This is a genomic window from Streptomyces hydrogenans, assembly GCF_014656075.1.
Lineage (GTDB): Bacteria > Actinomycetota > Actinomycetes > Streptomycetales > Streptomycetaceae > Streptomyces > Streptomyces hydrogenans.
Window position 1 is genome coordinate 20,902 of record NZ_BNBS01000043.1, and the last position, 19,847, is coordinate 40,748.

Here is a 19,847-nt window from a genome sequence, read left to right on the forward strand (position 1 = left end):
GGCGGTACGGAGGGGCGGTACGGAGGGGCGGGGCCGCAGCCCGGTTCGGGTCCGGGGCCGGAGCCGCAGGCCAGTCCGGGGCCGGGTCCGGGGCCGCGGGCCGGGGGCCGAAGCCGCAGGCCGGTCCGGGGCCTGGGCCGGGGGCCGAAGCCGCAGGCCAGTCCGGGGCCGGGGCCGGGGCCACAGGCCGGTCCGGGGGCTGGGCGCCGGGGCCGCAACCGGTCCGGGGTCGGGGCCGGCCTCAGTCCGGCGGCGGGTCACTCCCGTCGGTAGACCGCGGGTCGTTTCTCCGCGAAGGCCTTCGCTCCCTCCTTCGCGTCGGCCGTGTCGAAGATGGGCCAGCCTCGCTTGAGTTCCGCCGCGAGGCCCTCCGTCTCCGTGAGTTCGGCCGTCTCGTAGACGGACGCCTTGACGGCCTCGACGGCGAGCGGTCCGCAGGCGTTGACGCGTTCGGCCAGGTCGAGGGCGGTGTCGAGGGCGGTGCCGTCGGGGACGACCCGGCCGACGAGGCCGATGCGGGCCGCCTCCTCGGCGGTGTAGGCGCGGCCGGTGAGGAGCATTTCGAGGGCGTGGGTCCGCGGGATCTGGCGGGGCAGGCGGACGGTGGAGCCGCCGATGGGGAAGAGGCCGCGCCGGACCTCGAAGAGGCCGAACATGGCGGAGGCTCCGGCGACCCGGATGTCGGTGCCCTGGAGGATCTCCGTACCGCCGGCCACGCACGCGCCCTCGACGGCGGCGATGACGGGCTTGCGGGGGCGGTGGTGGCGCAGCATCGCCTTCCAGTGCAGGTCGGGGTCGGCCTTGAGCCGGTCGCGGTACGCGTCCCCGGCCATGCCCTTGCCCGCGAGGGCCTTGAGGTCCATGCCCGCGCAGAACGCGCCGCCCGCTCCGGTGAGGACGATCGAGCGGACGCCGTCGTCGGCGTCGGCCTCGATCCAGCCGTCGTGGAGGCCCACGAGCATCGGCAGGGACAGGGCGTTCTTCGCCTCGGGGCGGTTCAGGGTGAGGACGAGCGTGGCGCCTTCGCGCCGCACGGTGAGGTGTTCGGTGCCGGCCATGGGCATCTCCCGTCTCCAGTTCTGGAACAGGTTGCAGGAGCGGCGGAAGCAGTTCAATAGTTTTCTGACACTCAGTCAGATTCTTTGACGCGCCCCCTTCCCACCTCGTCCCGGCGGTGCTCTGATGACCGCCCGAGTCCGAACGCGCCGGGGTCAGGAGGAACGGTGGAGTACAACCTTGCCGACCTGTTCGAATCGGTCGTGGACGTGGTGCCCGAGCGCGAGGCGCTGGTCTACGTCGACCACCCGGGGACCGGTGCCGAGCGCCGGCTCACCTACGCCGAACTCGACGAGGCTGCCAACCGGCTGGCCCACCACCTGCTCGACGCGGGCGTCCGCCCCGGCGAGCACCTGGGACTCCACCTCTACAACGGCGTCGAGTACCTCCAGACCGTCCTCGCCTGCCTCAAGGCCAGGATCGTGCCGGTGAACGTCAACTACCGGTACGTCGAGGAGGAGTTGGTCTACCTCTACCAGGACGCCGACCTCACCGCCCTGGTGTACGACGCCGAGTTCACCGACCGCGTCGCGGCGGCCCTGCCGCGCTGCGGGAAGCTGCGGCACCTCGTGCGGGTGGGGACCCCGCCCGAGGGCGCCGCGGCCCTCGATGCCGTACCGCTGGAGGAGGCGGAGGCGGCCGCCGAGCCCGGGCGCGGCTTCGCGCCGCGGTCCGGGGACGACCTCTTCATCATCTACACCGGCGGCACCACCGGCATGCCCAAGGGCGTGCTCTGGCGCCAGGAGGACCTTTTCTTCGCCGGGCTCTTCGGCGGCGACCCCTCGGGCGAGCCGGTCAAGCGTCCCGAGGAACTGGCCGAGCGGGTGGCCGCCGGCGGCGCCGGCATCACCTTCTTCCCCGCGCCGCCGCTCATGCACGGCACCTCCACGCTCACCACCTTCATCGCCTTCAACTACGGCCAGCGGGTGGTGCTGCACCGCAAGTACGTGCCCGAGGAGGTGCTGCGGACCATCGAGAAGGAGAGGGTCTCCAGCATCTCCCTCGTCGGGGACGCGATGCTGCGACCGCTGATCGACGCGCTCGCCGGGCCTCTCCGGGGCACCGACCTGTCCGCGCTGTTCAGCCTCTCCTCCTCCGGCGCGATCATGTCGGAGACCGTGCGGGCGCAGCTGCGCGAGCTGATGCCGAACGTCATCCTGCTGAACAACTTCGGCTCCACGGAGTCCGGTTCGAACGGACGGGCCACCGACGACTCCGGTCCCGAGAAGGGCTTCCGGCTGCACGTCAACGAGCGCACCCAGGTCGTCGACCCGGCCACCCTCGCGCCGGTCGCCGCCGGGGCGATCGGCCGGCTCGCCCAGCGGGGGCACGTGCCGCTCGGCTACTACAACGACCCGGAGAAGACGGCGGAGACCTTCTTCGAGCGGGACGGCGTGCGGTGGGTCCTCCTCGGCGACATGGCCACCGTCGACGCGGACGGCGTGGTGACCGTCCTCGGCCGCGGCTCGCAGTGCATCAACACCGGTGGCGAGAAGGTCTATCCGGAAGAGGTCGAGCAGGCCCTCAAGTCGCACCCCGACGTCTACGACGCCCTGGTCGCGGGCGTCCCGGACGCCACCTGGGGCAACCACGTGGCCGCCGTCGTGCAGCAGCGCGAGGGCTCGGCGCCGCTGGACCTCGTGGCCGTCCAGGAGCACTGCCGCCGTCACCTCGCCGGCTACAAGGTCCCCCGCCAGCTGGTCCTCGCCGACCGCATCCAGCGCTCCCCGAGCGGCAAGGCGGACTACCGCTGGGCGAAGGCGGTGGCGACGGAGGCGGACGCGGAAGGGCGCGCCTAGCGCCCTCCCCCTGAACGGCGCCCGCCCGGTGCCGCCACCCGTGCTCAGCCCGTGCCGAACTCCCCGATCGCGGCGAGGAAGGCGGCGGGGCGGGTCTCGTGGACGAGGTGTCCCGCCTCGACGGTGACCAGGCGGGCGTCCGGAACGGCCACGAAGGACGGCGGTTCCTCCAGGACGAGGGGCCGCTGCCCGGCGAGCCGCGCCGGCTCCTCCGGACCGCTCCCACCGTTCGGATCCCCTCGGATCGTCCGGCTCGGCGGTCGGACAGGCCAAGGGCCGTCCCGGTCCCTCGTCCCGGACCTGGTAGGCGCGGGCGACCCCGTCGTGAGGCGTGGACGTCGGCATGATCGTGGTCCTCGCGGGGCCGGCCGGCGGGGGCGATCGGTTTTCCCGGGAGCGTGACGGCCACGGCTCCGGCCGTCCACCGGGGGCGCGATACGGTGGGGGGATCGTCTCCGAGCCGTGAAGGAACCGTTCCACCGTGCCCGACACCCGGGAATCCGCCCTGCGCGGCGACTGCGCGCAGTGCTTCGGTCTGTGCTGTGTGGCGCTGCCCTTCGCGAAGTCCGCCGACTTCGCCGCGGACAAGTCCGCCGGCGACCCCTGCCGCAACCTCCAGGACGACTTCCGGTGCGGGATCCACGCCCGGCTGCGGCCGAGCGGTTTCCAGGGCTGCACGGTGTACGACTGCTTCGGCGCCGGTCAGCGGGTCTCCCAGGTGACCTTCGGCGGGGTGTCGTGGCGGGAGGCGCCGGAGACCGCCCGGCAGATGTACGAGGTCTTCCCGGTGGTGCGGCAGCTCCACGAACTGCTGCGCTATCTGACCGAGGCGCTGGAGCGGCCCGCCGCCCGCCGGCTCCACGGCGAGCTGCGCACGGCCCTCGCCCGGGTCGAGAAGCTGGCCGCGCTGCCCGCCGCGGACCTGGAGAAGCTGGACGTCGGCCCCGTCCGCGCCGAGGTGAACCCGCTGCTGCTCCGGACCAGCGAACTCGTCCGCGCCACGGCCGGCGGCACACCGCGGGGCCGGCGCGGCGCCGACCTCATCGGCAAGCGGCTGCGCGGCGCGAAGCTGCGCGGCACCGATCTGCGCGGCGCGCTGCTGATCGCCGCCGACCTGACCGGCGCGGACCTCACGCTCACCGACCTGATCGGCGCGGACCTGCGCGACGCGGACCTGTCCGGGGCCGTCCTGACCGACGCCCTGTTCCTCACCCAGCCGCAGCTGAACGCGGCCCGCGGCGACGCCGTGACCGTCCTCCCGCACGGCTTCGAGCGCCCCTCGCACTGGGCCTCCTGAACCACCCCGGGCCGACCTCGACGGCCCGGCACCGCCGCGCTCCGGTGGTGGCCCCTTCCCGGGCGGTCACCACTCCCGGGTGGCGATCAGTTCCTCCGGGTCGGCGTCGGCGAAGCCGTAGGCGGTGGCGACGAACCAGAAGTCCTCGGCTATCTCCTCGCGGGCCACGGTCTCGATCTCGCTGCCGGCGGCCTCGAACTCGGCCTCCAGGGCGTTGAACTCCTCCGTGGCCGCGTGGGTGAGGGCGTAGAGGGCCGGGAGGTCGGCGGGGCGTTCGGCCTCGACGCGCTCGCAGAGGCGGAGCAGGATCTCGCGACCCTTGTCGACCACGTGGTCGGGGAAGTACCCGTCCTCGTACAGGCCGCGCAGGAACGCGTACTCCTCCACCTTCCGGTTCGTGACCGTCATGCCGCTTCCCCTCCCGTGCGTGTTCACCGCTCCCGATGATGCACCGGGGCACTGACAACGGCCTCAGGCGTGGAGGTACGGGGTGGTCGTGGTGAGCGGGACGAAGCCGAGGCGCTGGAGGATCGGGCGGCTGGTGGGGGCCGCGTCGACCTGGACGTAGCGGTGGCCGTGGGCGGCGGCGACGCGGGCGCGGTGGGCGACGAGCGCGCGGTAGAGGCCCCGGCCGCGCCACCCCTCGACGGTGCCGCCGCCCCACAGGCCGGCGAAGTCGGTGCCCGGGTACAGCTCCAGGCGGGCGGCGCTCACGGGGACCCCGTCGGCGACGGCGAGGACCGCGGGGACGGTGCCGGGGTCGGCGGCCAGCCGGTCGAGGAGGCGGCGGCCGAGGTCGGAGCTGTCGGTGCCGAAGGCCCGCTCGTGGACCTCGACCACCTGGCGGACGCCCTCCGCGTCGGTGACCTCGCGGAGTTCGACGCCGTCCGGCAGCGCCGCGGCCCCGGCCTGCGCGGCCGCCTCGGCGGCCAGCAGGGTCTCCGGCTCCTCGGCCTCGAAGCCGGCCGCGACGAGCCGGGCGCCGAGGTCGGCGGGCCCGTCGTGGCCGTACAGCTTCCACTCGAAGGGGACGCCCCGCGCGCGGTAGTGGTCGAGCTGCGCGGCGATGGCGGCGTCGGCGGTGCGCTCGTCGAGGCCGGACCAGAGGACGCCGTTCCAGGCGTGGGCGGGGCCGGTCTGGCGGACGACGGCGCCGGAGCGTTCGACGTGGCAGCCGGGCCCGTCGGGGCGCGCCGCCCGCCGCAGCTGCGCGTCGTACAGGTCGAGGAGGTGGTGTGCGAGGTTCATTCCGGCCATTGAACGACTGCCGCCGGGGGCCGGGCAACGCCTTTTGCGGCGGGTCGGGGCCGTTCCGGCGGGTCAGGCTCCGCTCCCGTGCCGGAGGGGGGTGATCTGGTCGATGTCGTAGCGGACGCGGAGCCGTTCGACGGCGGCGTGGTCGATCTCGCCGCCCTCGCCCGCGTCGGCCAGGATCTCCATCAGGTCCTCGAAGTACCGCTCGTGGTCCGGCGGCGGGGACGCCTGGAAGAGCATGCGGGCCGGGGCGCCCGTGGGGTTGGCGAAGGCGTGCGGGCAGCCGGGGGGCACCAGGATGAGGGTGCCGGGGGTGGCCCGCACTGCCCGTTCCCCGGAGGCGGACTCCCACGCGCGCCAGCTGTCACGGGTGCGGACGAGCGGCTCGAAGGCGAGCACGTCGAGTTCGCCTTCGAGGAGGTAGAACAGCTCCTCGCTGTGCCCGTGGGCGTGGGCGCCGACGTCGAAGCCGGGCGGGACGACGACCTCGAAGGTGGAGGCCGTACGGGAGTGTTCTCCGGTCACCTTGAAGGTGACGTGCTGGGCCTCGGTGTCCAGGACGCGGCCGTGTCCCGGCGGCACGACGAGGCCGCCGACGGCTCCGATGGCGATGGCTGTCACGGGGCGCCGCTCCTGTCACCAGGTCACGGGGAGCGTCTCGGGGCCCCGGATGAGCGCGCCGCGCTGCCAGCGCAGGGCCTCCTCGGGGACGGCGAGCCGCAGCCCGGGGAAGCGGGTCCACAGGGAGCCGAGCAGGATCTCGGACTCCAGGCGGGCGAGCGTGGCGCCGGGGCAGTAGTGCGGTCCGTGGCCGAAGGCGACGTGGGGGTTGTAGGCGCGGTCGAAGTCGAGCCGGTCGGGCTCGGGGAAGACCTCGGGGTCGCGGTTGGCCGCCAGGTAGGAGACGTAGACGGGGTCTCCGGCGGGGATGCGGACCCCGCCGACCTCGACGTCCTCCATCGCGATCCGGGAGAGGCCGACGGCGTTGCGGTGCGGGATGTACCGCAGCAGTTCGTCGACGGCCTGCGGGATCAGCTCGGGTTCGGCGCGCAGCCGGGCGAGGTGCTCGGGGTGGGTGAGCAGCGCGAAGACCATGTTGGCGCTGTTGTTGCGGACGGCGTGGGCGCCGCCGATCTGGATGAGGACGGCGAGTCCGACGGCCTCGTCCTCGGTGAGGGTGCCGTCGGCGACGGCCTCGGCGAGGACGGCGGCGAGCTGGTCGCTGTCGGGGGCGTGGTCGCCGGCGATGAGGTCGGTGAAGTACGCGCCCATCTCGTCCTTGGCCCGCTCGCTGGCCTCCCGTCCGGCGCCGGCCGAGATGATGGTGTCGGACCAGTGGGCCATCAGGGAGTGGTCGGTCTCGGGGACGCCCATGAGTTCGCTGACCATGGCGAGCGGGAAGGGCCGGTTGACCGCTTCCATGAGGTCCACGGCGGGGCCGCTCTCGGCCATCCGGTCGAGCAGCCCGTCCATGACGGCCTGGGCGTGGGCGCGCAGCGTGCGCAGGGCGCGGGCGCTGAACGCCCTGGCGACGACGCGGCGCATCCGGGTGTGGTCCGGGGGGTCGGCGAAGCCGACGGCGTCGGCCATCGGGATGAAGTGGGGGGCGAGCCGGGTGACGGGGCGGCCCCAGACGGCCTCGCGGCTGAAGCGGGGGTCGACGGTGACGAACTTGACGTCCTCGTAGCGGGTGACGAGCCAGGCGTGGCCCTCGCCGTGCGGGAGCCGGACGCGGGTGACCGGGTCCTCGTGGAGGAGCCTGGCCAGCATCGGGTCGAAGTCGAGGCCGGTGAGGTCGGGCACGGCCCAGAAGTGCACCTGGGGGGTGTCGGCGGTTCCGGGGGCGGTGGTGGTCACAGCGTCACCCCCGCGGGGGTGGGCGGATGCGGGACAGGCATGGCGTTCGCTTTCGTCCGGGCACGCGGGCGGGCCCGCCCGTCCGGGGTGCCGGGGGGGCGGGGTGCGGGGCCGCGGGGGCCCCGGATGGTCCCACGGGTCCCCTGGCCCTTCCGCCCGTATGCGTCCGGCTCCGGAACCCACCCCATGGGGTGAACGGTGACGCGCCCACTCGCCGACGACGGCCCGGGGCGGACGGAACCGCCGGGGAGCGGACGCGGCGTGGAAAGCCCGCTCCGGCCTCTTGCCAAACCCCTCCCCCGGGCGGTTTAACTGGCCCTCACACGTATCTACCGAATGATCGGTCGTCCGTTTCCCCCGGGGCGGCCGGCGAGCGCGGAGGAGTGGCGGCGCATGACGGATCTGCTGGACGGCGGCGAACGGCTCGGGCGGGAGGAGCTGGCGGCGCTCCAGCTGGAGCGGCTGCGGAGCACGCTGCGGCACGCGTACGCGCACGTGGACTTCCACCGGCGCGCCTTCGACGCGGCCGGGGTGCACCCGGACGACTGCCGGTCCCTCGCGGACCTGGCCCGCTTCCCCTTCACCACCAAGGCGGACCTGCGCGACCACTACCCCTTCGGGATGTTCGCCGTGGACCGCTCGCGGATCCGCCGCGTCCACGCCTCCAGCGGCACCACCGGGCTGCCGACCGTGGTCGGCTACACGGAGGGCGACCTGGACGTGTGGGCGGACGTGGTGGCCCGCTCGCTGCGGGCGGCCGGCGCCCGCCCCGGCGACCGGGTGCACGTGGCCTACGGCTACGGCCTGTTCACCGGCGGCCTCGGGGCGCACTACGGCGCCGAACGGCTCGGCTGCACCGTGATCCCCGCCTCCGGCGGGATGACCGCCCGGCAGGTGCGGCTGATCCAGGACTTCGAGCCCGAGATCATCATGGTGACGCCCAGTTACATGCTCACCCTGCTCGACGAGTTCGAGCGGCAGGGCGTGGACCCGCGCTCGACCTCCCTCAAGGTGGGGGTCTTCGGCGCGGAGCCGTGGACGGAGGCGATGCGCGCGGAGATCGAGGAGCGGTTCGCGATCGACGCGGTCGACATATACGGCCTGTCGGAGGTGATGGGGCCCGGGGTGGCGCAGGAGTGCGTGGAGACCAAGGACGGGCTCCACGTCTGGGAGGACCACTTCTACCCCGAGGTGGTGGACCCGATCACGGGCGAGGTGCTGCCGGACGGCGAGCGGGGCGAGCTGGTCTTCACCTCGCTCACCAAGGAGGCCATGCCGGTGATCCGCTACCGCACCCGGGACCTGACCCGGCTGCTCCCGGGGACCGCGCGGCCCGCGTTCCGGCGGATGGAGAAGGTGACGGGCCGCAGCGACGACATGGTCATCCTGCGGGGGGTGAACCTCTTCCCGACCCAGATCGAGGAGATCGTGCTGCGCACGCCGGCGGTGGCGCCGCACTTCCAGCTGCGGCTGACCCGCGAGGGCCGGCTCGACGCGCTGACGGTCCGGGCGGAGGCGCGCGCCGACGCGACGCCCGAGGACCGGGCGGAGGCGGCCCGGGCGATCGGGCGGGCCGTGAAGGACGGCATCGGCGTCTCGGTCGCGGTCGAGGTGGTGGACCCGGAGACGCTGGAGCGGTCGGTGGGCAAGATCAAGCGGATCGTGGACCTGCGGGAGAAGTAGCCCGGGGGCGTCCGGGCGCGGGCGGCGGAGTACCCACTTTTTTGTGGGTACTTGTCGCCGTCCGCGGGCCGGGAGAGGCTGAGGACGTCGACAGGGACGGCGCCTCACGGATCCGGAGGGAGTGAGTCAGGAGGCGACGGCCCGCGCCGCGGCCAGCCGGTCGAGGTGCCCGTGGCCCCAGTCGGAGAGCGGGGCCAGGACGAGCGACAGCGCGAGTCCCCGGCCGGTCAGCGAGTAGACCGTCTTGGGGGGCACCACGTCGTGCGCCTCGCGGTGCACCAGCCCGTCGGCCTCCATCTCGCGCAGGGTCTGGGTCAGCACCTTCTCGCTGATCCCCGGCACCTTCCGGCGCAGTTCGCCGGGGCGGTGCGGCCCCGATTCGAGCAGCCACAGCAGCGTGGTCTTCCACTTGCCGTCGATCACCGAGATCGCGGCGGCCACGCCGCAGACCTCGCCCTCGTCGAGGCGGATGCGCGCCATCGTCGACCTCTCTCTCCCCGTCCGCGCGGCCGGTCCGCCGCGTCGCCGTACCCACCCTAATCCGCATTCTCTGCACAGGAGTTCCCGCATGTCCGTCACCCCGCAGTCCGCCCCGTCCCCGTCCGCCGTCACCGTGCTCGGGCTCGGCCCGATGGGCCGCGCGCTGGCCGGCGCCTTCCTCGCCGCCGGGATCCGCACCACGGTCTGGAACCGCACGCCGGGGCGGGAGGGCGACCTCACCGAGCGGGGCGCCGTCACGGCGGCGAGCGCCGCCGAGGCGGTCGCGGCGAGCCCGCTGACCGTGATCTGCCTGGTCAACTACGACGCCACGGACGCGGTGCTGCGGCAGGACGCGGTGGAGGCCGCGCTCAAGGGCCGCACGCTCGTCAACCTCTCCGCCGACACGCCGGACCGCGCCCGGGACACCGGCCGGTGGGCCGGGGAGCACGGGGTGCGCTACGTGGACGGCGCGATCATGACGCCGGCCGGCACGATCGGCTCGCCGGACGGCGTGTTCCTGTACAGCGGTCCCGCCGGGACGTACGAGGAGCACCGGGCGGTGCTCGACGCGCTCGGCGGCAGCCACACCCACCTCGGCGAGGACGTGGGCCGGGCCGCCGCGTACGACATCGCGCTGCTCGACATCTTCTGGACGGCGATGGGCGGTTTCGTGCACGCGCTGGCGCTGGCGGACGCGGAGGGCGTCTCGCCGCGTGAGCTGGCGCCGTTCGCGGCGGGCATCGCGCGGATCCTGCCGCCGCTCTTCGACGAGTTCGCCGGCGACGTGGAGGACGCCACCTATTCCGGCGCCATCAACCCGCTGACCTCGGGCGTCTCGACGATGGCGCACGTGGTGCACGCGGCGGAGGCGCACGCCATCGACTCGGGCGCGATGCGCGCGATCGAGGGGCTGGCCCGCCGCACCGTGGCGCTCGGCCACGGCGCGGACGGGTTCTCCCGGGTCGCGGAGGTGCTGCGGCGGCGCTGACCGGGTCGGTCACTTCCCCGCGTACCGGTCGCGCAGTTCCCGCTTGAGGATCTTGCCGCTGGCGTTGCGGGGCAGGGCGTCGGCGAAGAGGATCCGCTTCGGTGCCTTGAAGGAGGAGAGCGACTGCCGCGCGTGGGCGAGGAGTTCGTCCTCGGTGACCTCGGCGCGCGGCACGACGACGGCGGTGACCGCCTCGATCCAGCGGTCGTCGGGGAGGCCGATGACGGCCGTCTCGGCGACCGCGGGGTGGGTGTAGAGGGCGTCCTCGACCTGGCGGGAGGCGACGAGCACCCCGCCGGAGTTGATGACGTCCTTCACCCGGTCGACGATGGTCAGATAGCCGTCGGCGTCGCGGACGGCGAGGTCGCCGGAGCGGAACCAGCCGTCGCGGAAGGCGGCCGCGGTCTCCTCGGGCTTGGCCCAGTACCCCTCGCAGAGCTGCGGGGAGCGGTAGACGATCTCGCCCGGGGTGCCGTCGGGCACGTCCTCGCCGTCCTCGTCGACGACCCGCGCCTCGACGTGCCGGACGGGCCGGCCGCAGGAGTCCATCCGGCCCTCGTGCTCGTCGGGGCCGAGGACGGTGGCGAGCGGGCCGATCTCGGACTGCCCGAAGCAGTTGTGGAAGGCGAGGCCGGGGAGGCGGGCGCGCAGCCGCTCCAGGACGGGCACGGGCATGATCGAGGCGCCGTAGTACGCCTTGCGCAGCGCGGTCAGGTCCCGGCCCTCGAAGCCGGGGTGGTTGGCGAGGGCGATCCACACGGTCGGCGGGGCGAAGAGGCTGTCCGCCCGGCCCGCCTCGACGAGCCCGAACAGCGTCTCCGGGTCCGGCCCTTCGAGGATCACGCTCTCCGCGCCGACCGCCAGGTAGGGCAGCAGGAAGACGTGCAGCTGGGCGGAGTGGTAGAGCGGCAGGGCGTGCACCGGCCGGTCGTCCTCGGCCAGGCCGAGCGCCTCGATCGCGCTGGCGTACTCGTGTGCCAGCGCCCGGTGGGTCATCATCGCGCCCTTGGGCAGGGCGGTGGTGCCGGAGGTGTAGAGCAGCTGCACGAGGTCGCGGGGGTCGCTGTCGGAGTCGTACGGCTCCGGGTCCGCGAGCGCGTCGAGGAGCGAGCCCGGCGCGTCCCGCAGGGGCCTGGTCCGCACGCCCGCGGGGATCCGGTCGGCGAGCCCCGGATCGGCGAGGACGAGGGAACTCCCCGACTGGTCGAGGAGGTAGGCGAGGTCGTCGCCGGTGAGGTGGTGGTTCACGGGGACGTGCACGAGCCCGGCTCGGGCGCAGGCCAGAAAGGCGATGAGGTACGCGTCGGAGTTGTGCCCGTAGGCGGCGACCCGGGCGCCGGGCACCAGTCCGGGCTCGCGGCGGAGCACGGCCGCGGCGGTGGAGACGGCGGCGTCCAGCTCGGCGTAGGTCCAGGCGCGGTCGGCGTACCGCAGGGCCGTCCGGCCGGGGACGCGCTCGGCGGTGGCGCGCAGCACGCCGTCGACGGTGCGGGTGAGGAGTCCTCGTTCCATGGCTGGATCCTCGGCGCGGCTCCCCGGCGGGTCAAGTACCCGGACCGGAGCGCACACCTCCCGGCCTCGGATACCGAACGGCATGTTGACAGAGCGGGCGGGTGCTGACTGGATGGCCCAACCTGCTCCGCCCGCATGCCCGTTGGGAGGCACCTTGCCCGTCCGTACCCTCGTCCCCCGCCGTTTCCGAGGACGGCTCGCCCTGGTCGGCGCCGCGCTCGCCGCCGTCACCGCGGGGCTGCTGCCCGGCGCGGCGGCCGCCGATCCGGGCGGGCGGGACCGGGAGCACCGGCCGTCCGACCGGGGGCTGAGCGCCGTCATCCGGTACACCGAGTACGGCGTGCCGCACATCCTGGCCGCGGACTACGCGAACCTGGGCTTCGGCACGGGCTGGGCGCAGGCCGCCGACCAGGTGTGCGTGCTCGCCGACGGCTTCGCGACCGTGCGGGGCGAGCGCTCGCGCCACTTCGGTGCCTCCGGAGCGCCGGACGGCTCGCTCTCCTCCGCGACCACGAACCTCGCCAGCGACCTGTACTTCCGGGGCGTCGCGGAGGCGGGCACGGTCGAGGCGCTGCTGCGCACCCCGGCCCCGGCGGGACCGAGCCGGGAGCTGAAGGAGCTGATGCGCGGGTGGGCCGCCGGGTACAACGCCTGGCTGCGGAAGAACCGGGTCACCGATCCGGCCTGCGCGGGCGCCGGCTGGGTCCGGCCGGTGACGGCCCTGGACGTGGCCCGGCGCGGCTTCGCCGTCTCCGTGCTCGGCGGCCAGGGCCGGGCGGTGGACGGGATCACGGCCGCACGGCCGCCCGCCGCCCCGGCGACGCGGGCCGAGGCGCGGGCGGCGGCGGACGCCGAGGGGGAGCCGGACCGCGATGCCGAGGCCGCCGCCGAGGCCGCACGGGCGCTGTTCGCGCCGGAGAACGCGACCATGGGCTCCAACGCGGTCGCCTTCTCGGGCACGACGACGGCGAACGGGCGGGGGCTGCTGCTCGGCAATCCGCACTACCCGTGGCAGGGCGGCCGCCGGTTCTGGCAGTCGCAGCAGACGATCCCCGGGGAGCTGAACGTCTCCGGCGCGTCGCTGCTCGGCACCACCGTCGTGAACATCGGCTTCAACGACAAGGTCGCCTGGAGCCACACGGTGGCCACGGGTGTGCCGATGAACCTGCACCAGCTGACGCTGGTGCCCGGTGATCCGACGGCCTACCTGGTGGACGGGAAGCCGGAGCGGATGACCGCGCGCGAGGTGACGGTGGCGGACCGGGACGGCGCTCCGGTGACCCGCACCCAGTGGTGGACGCGGTACGGGCCGGTGACGAGCGGGCTCGGCGCGAGCCTGCCGCTGCCGTGGACGGCGACCACCGCCTACGCGCTGAACGATCCCAACGCGGCGAACCTGCGGGGCTCCGACACGGCGCTGGGCTTCGCCCGGGCCCGCTCGACCCGGGACGTCGCCGAGGCGCTGCGCCGGACCCAGGGCCTGCCGTGGGTGAACACGGTCGCGGCCGACGCGGCCGGACACAGCTTCTTCAGCCAGGCGCAGGTGCTGCCCCGGATCACCGACGAGCTGGCGGAGCGCTGCTCCACCCCGCTCGGCCGGGTCGTCTACCCGGCCTCGGGCGTCGCCGTCCTGGACGGCTCCCGGGCGGACTGCGCGCTCGGATCGGACCCGGACGCGGTGCAGCCCGGCGTCTTCGGACCGTCCCGGATGCCGGTCCTCCGGGACGCGCCGTACGCGGTGAACTCCAACGACAGCGCGTGGCTGACCAACGCGGAGCGGCCGCTGACCGGCTACGAGCGGGTCTTCGGGACGCTCGCCACCCCGCGCTCGCTGCGGACCCGGGGCGGGATCGAGGACGTGGCGGGGATGGCCGCGCGGGGGCGGCTGACGGTGGCCGACCTCCAGCGGCAGCAGTTCGCCAACCGGGTGCCGGCCGCCGGTCTCGCGGCGGCGGACGTGGCCGCGGCCTGCCCTTCGGTGCTGCCGGCGGAGCCGGAGGCGTGCCGGGCGCTGGCTGCCTGGGACGGCACGATGGACTCGGACAGTCGGGGCGCGCTGCTCTTCGACCGGTTCTGGCGGAAGTTCACGGGCTCGGTGCCGGTGGCGCAGCAGTGGAAGGTGCCGTTCTCGGCGGCGGACCCGGTCCGCACCCCGCGCGGTGTCGACACCGGCACGGCCGGGTTCGCGAAGGCACTGGCGGACGCGGTGGCGGAGTTGCGTGCGGCGGGGATCGCACCGGGCGCGCCGCTGCGGGAGCACCAGTTCGTGGTGCGCGGCGGGGAGCGGATCCCGGTGAGCGGCGGGACGGAGTCGCTGGGCGTCTGGAACAAGACGGAGGCGGTGTGGAACGCGGCGGGCGGCGGCTACGTCGAGGTCGCGCACGGGACGAGCCACGTGCAGGCGGTCGGCTGGGACGGCGGGCGCTGCCCGGTGGCCCGCACCCTGCTCACCTACTCCCAGTCCTCGAACCCGGCCTCGGCGCACTTCGCCGACCAGACGAGGCTGTACGCGGGCGAGCGCTGGGTGACGTCCAGGTTCTGCGAGAGGGACATCCTGCGCTCGCCCGCGCTGAAGGTGGTGCGGGTCAGGGAGGACTGACGCCGGTCAGGGGCTGAACGAGAGGAACACGAAGGCGGCGAAGATCGCGAGATGGACGCCGCCCTGGAGGAGTGTGGCCCGTCCGGGCACCACGGTCAGGGCGCTCACCACTCCGGTGAGGGCGAGCAGGACCATGTGGAGGGGGCCCAGGCCGAGCACCAGGGGCCCGGACAGCCAGATGGAGGCGAGCGCGATCGCCGGGATGGTGAGGCCGATGCTGGCGATCGCGGAGCCGTAGGCGAGGTTGAGGCTGGTCTGCACGCGGTTGCGGCGGGCGGCGCGCACGGCGGCGAGCGTCTCGGGCAGCAGCACCATCAGGGCGATGACGACACCGACGACGGCCTTGGGGAGACCGGCGGACTGCACGCCGTCCTCGATGGTCGGGGAGATCACCTTGGCGTTGCCGACGACCGCGACGAGCGCGACGAGGAGCAGACCGAGGCTGGCCCAGGTGAGCGCGGTGGTGGGCGGGTCGGCGTGCTCCTCCTCCGAGGGCTCCTTGCCCTCGATGGTCACGGGGAGGAAGTAGTCGCGGTGCCGGACGGTCTGGACGGCGACGAAGACTCCGTACAGGCCGAGCGAGGCGATGGCGGCGAAGGCGAGCTGGGCGCCGGAGAACTCGGGGCCCGGGTGGCTGGTGGTGAAGGTGGGCAGCACCAGGGTCATGGTGGCGAGGGTGCAGACGGTGGCGAGCGCGCCGCCGGAGCCCTCCGCGTTGAAGACCGCGACCCGGTTGCGGAGCGCGGCGACCAGGAGGGCGAGGCCGACGATGCCGTTGCAGGTGATCATGACGGCGGCGAAGACGGTGTCCCGGGCGTAGGTGGCGGTCTTCTCGCCGCCCCCCGCCATCAGGCTGACGATCAGTCCGACCTCGATGACGGTGACGGCGACGGCCAGGACGAGCGAGCCGAAGGGTTCCCCGACCCGGTGGGCGATCACCTCGGCGTGGTGGACGGCGGCGAGGACCGCGGCGATGAGGCAGAGCGCGACGAGGGCCACGGCGACGCCCGGTAGGTCGCGCCCCCAGGCGAAGACCAGCGCAAGCAGGGCCACCACCGGCCCCCACGTGGTCCACTCCCGGGTCAACGCCTTGGTGCTCGGACTCATCATCTTCTTCCTGCCCTAGGGGACGCGGCTCCCGCCGTGGGCGGCCGCGTCCGTTTCCGTCATTCTTCTGCGTCGGCCAGACCGTGCTCGTACGCCGCGAGGGTGTCGATGAACATCCGCCGTTCGGCCGGACCCAGGGGGGCCAGGGCGGCCCGCCAGGCGCCGGCGCTGCGGCCGAGCCAGCCGTCGATGGCCCCCCGGCGCTCCTCGGCGATCGACACGATCTTCCGCCTGCGGTCGGCGGGGTCCTCGTGGCGCTCCAGGACCCCCTTCTTCGCCAGGTCCCCCACCATCAGGCTGACCGTGGTGGGCGCGACGCCCAGCCGTGCGGCCAGTTCGTTGACGCTCTGGGGGCCGTCGAAGAGGAGGTAGGCGAGCAGGGAGAGGTGACGGGGCGCCAGCGTCAGCGACGCCAGCTCCTCCGGGACCTTGATGCGCTTGGCGCGCCCCACCATCCGGGGCATGAGCAGCAGCAGCGTACGGACGGCGTCGTCGACGTCCGGTCCGGCGGCCCCGCTCCCCTCGCGCTCGGTTGACACCCTGAACCCTCCGTTTTAGCTTTGCTTTCAAAGCAAATAGATCTGTCGTGATCGATGCTACCGGAGGGCAGGACCATGTCCGCTTTCAATGAACAGGTCATCGAGGAGTTCCGGGGCAACGGCGGCCGCGTGGGCGGCATGTTCGAAGGCGCCGACCTCCTGCTGCTGACCACCCGGGGCGCGCGCAGCGGCCGCACCCGCACGACCCCCGCCGTGTACGTGCGCGACGGGGCGCGGCTGCTGGTCTTCGCGTCGAACGGCGGCGCGCCGAAGCACCCGGCCTGGTACCACAACGTGCGGGCGGAGCCGCGCGTGACCGTCGAGCTCGGCTCCGGAGAGGGCGGGGTCGAGCGGTTCGAGGCGCGGGCGGTCGTCACCGAGGGCGCGGAGCGGGACCGGCTCTACGCGGCACAGTCCCTGCGGGACCCGGCCTTCGCCGCCTACCAGGCGGGGACCGACCGGCTCATCCCCGTCGTCGCCCTGCACCGCGCCGACGGGATCGACGACCCCTCACGGCACGCGGCGATCGCCGCCCACCTGGTCGCCGTACACACGGAGCTGCGGGCCGATTTGGCCGCGCTCCGCGCGGGCCTCGACGGCCCGGAGCCGCGCCTGGGCGAGCGGCTCGCCGGGCACTGCCTCGCCTTCTGCGGCGCGCTGCGCACCCATCACGCCGGCGAGGACGGCGTCTTCGACCTCTTCCAGGAGCGTTTCCCGGAGCTGACCGAGGCGCTGGACCGGATGCGGGACGAGCACCGGACGGTCGCCCGCACCGTGACGGAGCTGGAGGCGCTGCTGGCCTCCGGCGCCGAGCCGGAGGTCCTGCGCGCCGAGGTCGACCGGCTCGCCGCCGTCCTGGAGGAGCACTTCGCCCACGAGGAGGCGCGACTGCTGCCGGTCCTCACGGGCGGCGGGCCGGCGGGGCGTCACACCGGGCGCTCGTGACCCTCCCAGTAGGGGTCGCGGAGCCGGCGCTTGTAGAGCTTGCCGTTGGGGTCACGGGGCATGACGGCGATGAAGTCGAGGGACTTCGGGCGCTTGAACGCGGCCAGGTGGTCCGCGCAGTGGGCCAGGATCTCCTCGGCCAGCGCCGGGCCGTGCTCGTGGCCCTCCGCCGTCTCGACGACCGCCTTCACCTCCTCGCCCCAGTCGGCGTGCGGGATGCCGAAGGCGGCGGCGTCGGCGACGGCGGGGTGGGCGAGCAGGGCGGCCTCGATCTCGGCGGGGTAGATGTTGACGCCGCCGGAGATGATCATGTCGATCTTGCGGTCGCGGAGGTAGAGGTAGCCGTCCTCGTCGAGGTATCCGAGGTCGCCGACGGTGAAGAAGTCGCCGACGCGGCTCTTCGCCGTCTTGGCCGCGTCCTTGTGGTACTGGAAGCCGCCGGTGTTCATCTTCAGGTAGACCGTGCCGAGTTCGCCCGGCGGGAGGGGCTCGCCGTCGTCGTCGAGCACCGCGAGCTCACTGATCGGCCACGCCTTGCCGACCGTGCCGGGACGCTTGAGCCACTCCTCGGCCGTGGCGAACGCGCCCCCGCCCTCGCTGGCCGCGTAGTACTCCTCCACGCACCCGCCCCACCAGGCGATCATCGCGCGCTTGACGTGTTCCGGGCAGGGCGCGGCGCCGTGGATGGCGTGCCGCATCGAGGTCACGTCGTACCGCGCGCGGGTCTCCTCGGGCAGGGCGAGGAGCCGGTGGAACTGGGTGGGCACCATGTGCGTGTGGGTGCAGGCGTGCGCGTCGATCAGCCGCAGCATCTCCTCGGGCGTCCACTTGTCCATGAGGACGAGCGGGTGCCCGATGTGCAGCGCGGCCGCGGCGAACTGGAGGACCGCCGTGTGGTACAGCGGCGAGCAGACCAGGTGCACGTTGCCGTCGAAGGGGCGGATGCCGAAGATGCCGAGGAAGCCGCCGAGGTGGGACTCCTCCGGGAGGCGGCCGGACAGCGGGCGGCGGATGCCCCGGGGGCGGCCGGTGGTGCCCGAGGTGTAGTTCATGACCCAGCCGAGCGTCCGGTCGCCGGGCTCCGACTCCGGTTGACCGTCGAGGAGTTCGGCGTACGGACGGAAGCCGGGAACCGCGCCGACGGCGTACCGGTGACTCGGCGCGAGGCCCGCGCCGTCGGCGGCGGCGACGGCCGCCTCGGCGAAGCGCTCGTGAGCCACGAGCACCTTGGCGCCGGAGTCGGCGACGATCCAGGCGATCTCCGCGCCCACGAAGTGGTGGTTGACCGGGACGAGGTAGAACCCGGCCTGGGTGGCGGCGAGATGGGCGGTGAAGAACTCGACGCCGTTGGGCAGGACGACGGCGAAGGCGTCGCCGCGTTCCAGGCCCGCCGCGCGCAGCCCGTGGACCATGCGGTGCGCGGCGGCGAGCAGCCGGCCGGCCGACCACTCCTCGCCGTCGGGCGCCACCAGCGCCGTGCGGTCCGGGTCGGCGGCGGCCTGCGCCCAGAAGCCGTTGGGGGTTCCGTCGCTCACGACCCGCTCCTTCCCGCGATCCGGTTGATGCGGTCGACGGCCTTCTCGAAGCCCCGGGTCAGCTCGTCGACGACCTGCTGGACGCCGCGCTCGGAGTTCATCCGGCCGACGATCTGCCCGACCGGGGTGCCGAGCAGCGGGTCGACCTCGTACTTCTGGATCCGGGAGACCGCCTCCGCGACCAGCAGCCCCTGGAGCGGCATCGGCAGCGGGCCGGGTCCGGCCGGGTCCTCCCAGGCGTCGGTCCACTCGGTCCGCAGCTGACGGGCCGGCTTGCCGGTGAGCGCGCGGGACCGGACGGTGTCGCCGGAGCCGGCGGCGAGGAGCTTCGCGGTGAGGGCCCGCGAGTGGAGTTCGGCCTCGGTGGTGGTGAGCCAGAGCGAGCCGAGCCACACGCCCTGGGCGCCGAGCGCGAGCCCTGCGGCGATCTGCTCGCCGCTGCCGATGCCACCCGCGGCGAGCACGGGCAGCGGGGAGACGGCGTCCACGACCTCGGGCGTGAGCACCATGGAGGCGATCTCGCCGGTGTGGCCGCCCGCCTCGTACCCCTGGGCGACGACGATGTCGATGCCGGCCTCGGCGTGCCGGCGGGCGTGGCGGGCGCTGCCGGCGAGCGCGGCGACGAGCACGCCGTGCGCGTGGGCGCGGGCGACGACGTCCGGCGGCGGGGAGCCGAGGGCGTTGGCGAGCAGCTTGATGGGGTAGTCGAAGGCCACGTCGAGCTGGTTGCGGGCGACCTCCTCCATCCAGCCGGTGATCCGCCACCCCGACGCCTCGCCCTCGGCGAGTTCGGGCACGCCGTGCTTGGCCAGGACCGACCGGACGTACTCCCGGTGCCCGGCGGGGATCATGGCCTCGACCTCGGCCTCGCTGACGCCCTCGACCTTCTTGGCGGGCATCACGACGTCGAGGCCGTAGGGCCGCCCGTCGGTGTGCTCCTGCATCCAGTCGAGGTCGTGGGCGAGGTCGTCAGGCGCGGTGTAGCGGACCGCGCCCAGCACGCCGAAACAGCCGGCCCGACTGAGCGCGGCGGCGACCGCGGGGAAGGGCGTGAAGCCGAAGATGGCGTGCTCGATCCCCAGTGTGCGACTCAGCTCCGTCTCCATGGGCGGCAGGATGCCGCAGCGGGGCGGTGGAGGGAAGAGGTTTTCTGATGGCTCGTCAGATTCTTTGGTGAGGGGGCGGTGGGGACGCGA

At 74.0% G+C, this 19,847-nt stretch carries 17 protein-coding genes; 6 read left to right on the plus strand and 11 right to left on the minus strand.

Annotated features, from left to right (window positions below; genetic code table 11):
• Window positions 1–257: 257 nt before the first annotated feature.
• A complete protein-coding gene (locus tag IE321_RS19500; protein WP_190223878.1) occupies window positions 258–1,058 on the minus strand; it encodes a crotonase/enoyl-CoA hydratase family protein in 801 nt (266 codons plus the stop codon).
• Window positions 1,059–1,223: 165 nt separating this feature from the next.
• On the opposite strand from IE321_RS19500, the gene IE321_RS19505 reads away from it, so the two are divergent.
• Entirely contained in the window at window positions 1,224–2,855 is a 1,632-nt protein-coding gene (locus IE321_RS19505) for an acyl-CoA synthetase (RefSeq protein ID WP_190223879.1), read from the plus strand.
• A gap of 481 nt (window positions 2,856–3,336) precedes the next feature.
• The gene (locus tag IE321_RS19510; RefSeq protein WP_190223880.1) at window positions 3,337–4,152 is read left to right on the plus strand and encodes a pentapeptide repeat-containing protein; all 816 of its coding nucleotides are present in this window, start codon (window positions 3,337–3,339) and stop codon (window positions 4,150–4,152) included.
• Between the two features lie 66 nt (window positions 4,153–4,218).
• On the opposite strand, the gene IE321_RS19515 is transcribed toward IE321_RS19510, so the two are convergent.
• The 4 genes from IE321_RS19515 to IE321_RS19530 all read right to left on the minus strand — a co-directional run bounded on the left by IE321_RS19515 (window position 4,219) and on the right by IE321_RS19530 (window position 7,263).
• Window positions 4,219–4,560, minus strand: coding sequence for a DUF5713 family protein (locus IE321_RS19515; RefSeq protein WP_190223881.1), 342 nt, complete (start codon window positions 4,558–4,560; stop codon window positions 4,219–4,221).
• 63 nt (window positions 4,561–4,623) lie between these two features.
• Window positions 4,624–5,400: a GNAT family N-acetyltransferase gene (locus tag IE321_RS19520; protein ID WP_190223882.1), complete on the minus strand. Its 777-nt coding sequence runs from the start codon at window positions 5,398–5,400 to the stop codon at window positions 4,624–4,626.
• 72 nt (window positions 5,401–5,472) lie between these two features.
• Window positions 5,473–6,012, minus strand: a complete 540-nt coding sequence (locus IE321_RS19525; protein WP_051842866.1) for a cupin domain-containing protein — start codon at window positions 6,010–6,012, stop codon at window positions 5,473–5,475.
• A gap of 30 nt (window positions 6,013–6,042) precedes the next feature.
• A complete protein-coding gene (locus tag IE321_RS19530; protein ID WP_226652976.1) occupies window positions 6,043–7,263 on the minus strand; it encodes a cytochrome P450 in 1,221 nt (406 codons plus the stop codon).
• A gap of 393 nt (window positions 7,264–7,656) precedes the next feature.
• Here IE321_RS19530 and paaK point away from each other — a divergent pair, with 393 nt between their 5' ends.
• Entirely contained in the window at window positions 7,657–8,946 is a 1,290-nt protein-coding gene (gene paaK / locus IE321_RS19535; RefSeq protein ID WP_190223883.1) for a phenylacetate--CoA ligase PaaK, read from the plus strand.
• Window positions 8,947–9,072: 126 nt separating this feature from the next.
• Here paaK and IE321_RS19540 read toward each other — a convergent pair whose 3' ends face one another.
• Window positions 9,073–9,426, minus strand: coding sequence for a winged helix-turn-helix transcriptional regulator (locus tag IE321_RS19540; protein ID WP_043231475.1), 354 nt, complete (start codon window positions 9,424–9,426; stop codon window positions 9,073–9,075).
• 88 nt (window positions 9,427–9,514) lie between these two features.
• Between IE321_RS19540 and IE321_RS19545 the strand changes: the two genes are divergently transcribed.
• The gene (locus tag IE321_RS19545) at window positions 9,515–10,414 is read left to right on the plus strand and encodes an NAD(P)-dependent oxidoreductase (protein ID WP_226652977.1); all 900 of its coding nucleotides are present in this window, start codon (window positions 9,515–9,517) and stop codon (window positions 10,412–10,414) included.
• Window positions 10,415–10,423: 9 nt separating this feature from the next.
• Here the strand turns inward: IE321_RS19545 and IE321_RS19550 are convergent, their stop codons facing one another.
• Entirely contained in the window at window positions 10,424–11,926 is a 1,503-nt protein-coding gene (locus IE321_RS19550) for a fatty acyl-CoA synthetase (RefSeq protein ID WP_190223885.1), read from the minus strand.
• A gap of 154 nt (window positions 11,927–12,080) precedes the next feature.
• On the opposite strand from IE321_RS19550, the gene IE321_RS19555 reads away from it, so the two are divergent.
• Window positions 12,081–14,525, plus strand: a complete 2,445-nt coding sequence (locus tag IE321_RS19555) for a penicillin acylase family protein (protein WP_229916462.1) — start codon at window positions 12,081–12,083, stop codon at window positions 14,523–14,525.
• Window positions 14,526–14,531: 6 nt separating this feature from the next.
• Here IE321_RS19555 and IE321_RS19560 read toward each other — a convergent pair whose 3' ends face one another.
• Entirely contained in the window at window positions 14,532–15,632 is a 1,101-nt protein-coding gene (locus IE321_RS19560; protein ID WP_043231481.1) for a calcium:cation antiporter, read from the minus strand.
• Between the two features lie 59 nt (window positions 15,633–15,691).
• Window positions 15,692–16,096: a MarR family winged helix-turn-helix transcriptional regulator gene (locus IE321_RS19565; protein WP_079022495.1), complete on the minus strand. Its 405-nt coding sequence runs from the start codon at window positions 16,094–16,096 to the stop codon at window positions 15,692–15,694.
• A 150-nt stretch (window positions 16,097–16,246) separates the two neighbouring features.
• Here IE321_RS19565 and IE321_RS19570 point away from each other — a divergent pair, with 150 nt between their 5' ends.
• A complete protein-coding gene (locus IE321_RS19570) occupies window positions 16,247–17,116 on the plus strand; it encodes a nitroreductase/quinone reductase family protein (RefSeq protein ID WP_226652979.1) in 870 nt (289 codons plus the stop codon).
• On the opposite strand, the gene IE321_RS19575 is transcribed toward IE321_RS19570, so the two are convergent.
• Both IE321_RS19575 and IE321_RS19580 read right to left on the minus strand, forming a co-directional pair.
• Window positions 17,098–18,651, minus strand: a complete 1,554-nt coding sequence (locus IE321_RS19575; RefSeq protein ID WP_190223888.1) for an acyl-CoA synthetase — start codon at window positions 18,649–18,651, stop codon at window positions 17,098–17,100. The two genes, IE321_RS19570 and IE321_RS19575, sit on opposite strands and share 19 nt — an antisense overlap.
• Window positions 18,648–19,757 carry an NAD(P)H-dependent flavin oxidoreductase gene (locus IE321_RS19580; protein WP_190223889.1) on the minus strand — a complete coding sequence of 370 codons (1,110 nt, stop codon included), beginning with the start codon at window positions 19,755–19,757 and terminating at the stop codon, window positions 18,648–18,650. The genes IE321_RS19575 and IE321_RS19580 overlap by 4 nt, the downstream gene beginning before the upstream one ends.
• Between the last annotated feature and the right edge of the window lie 90 nt (window positions 19,758–19,847).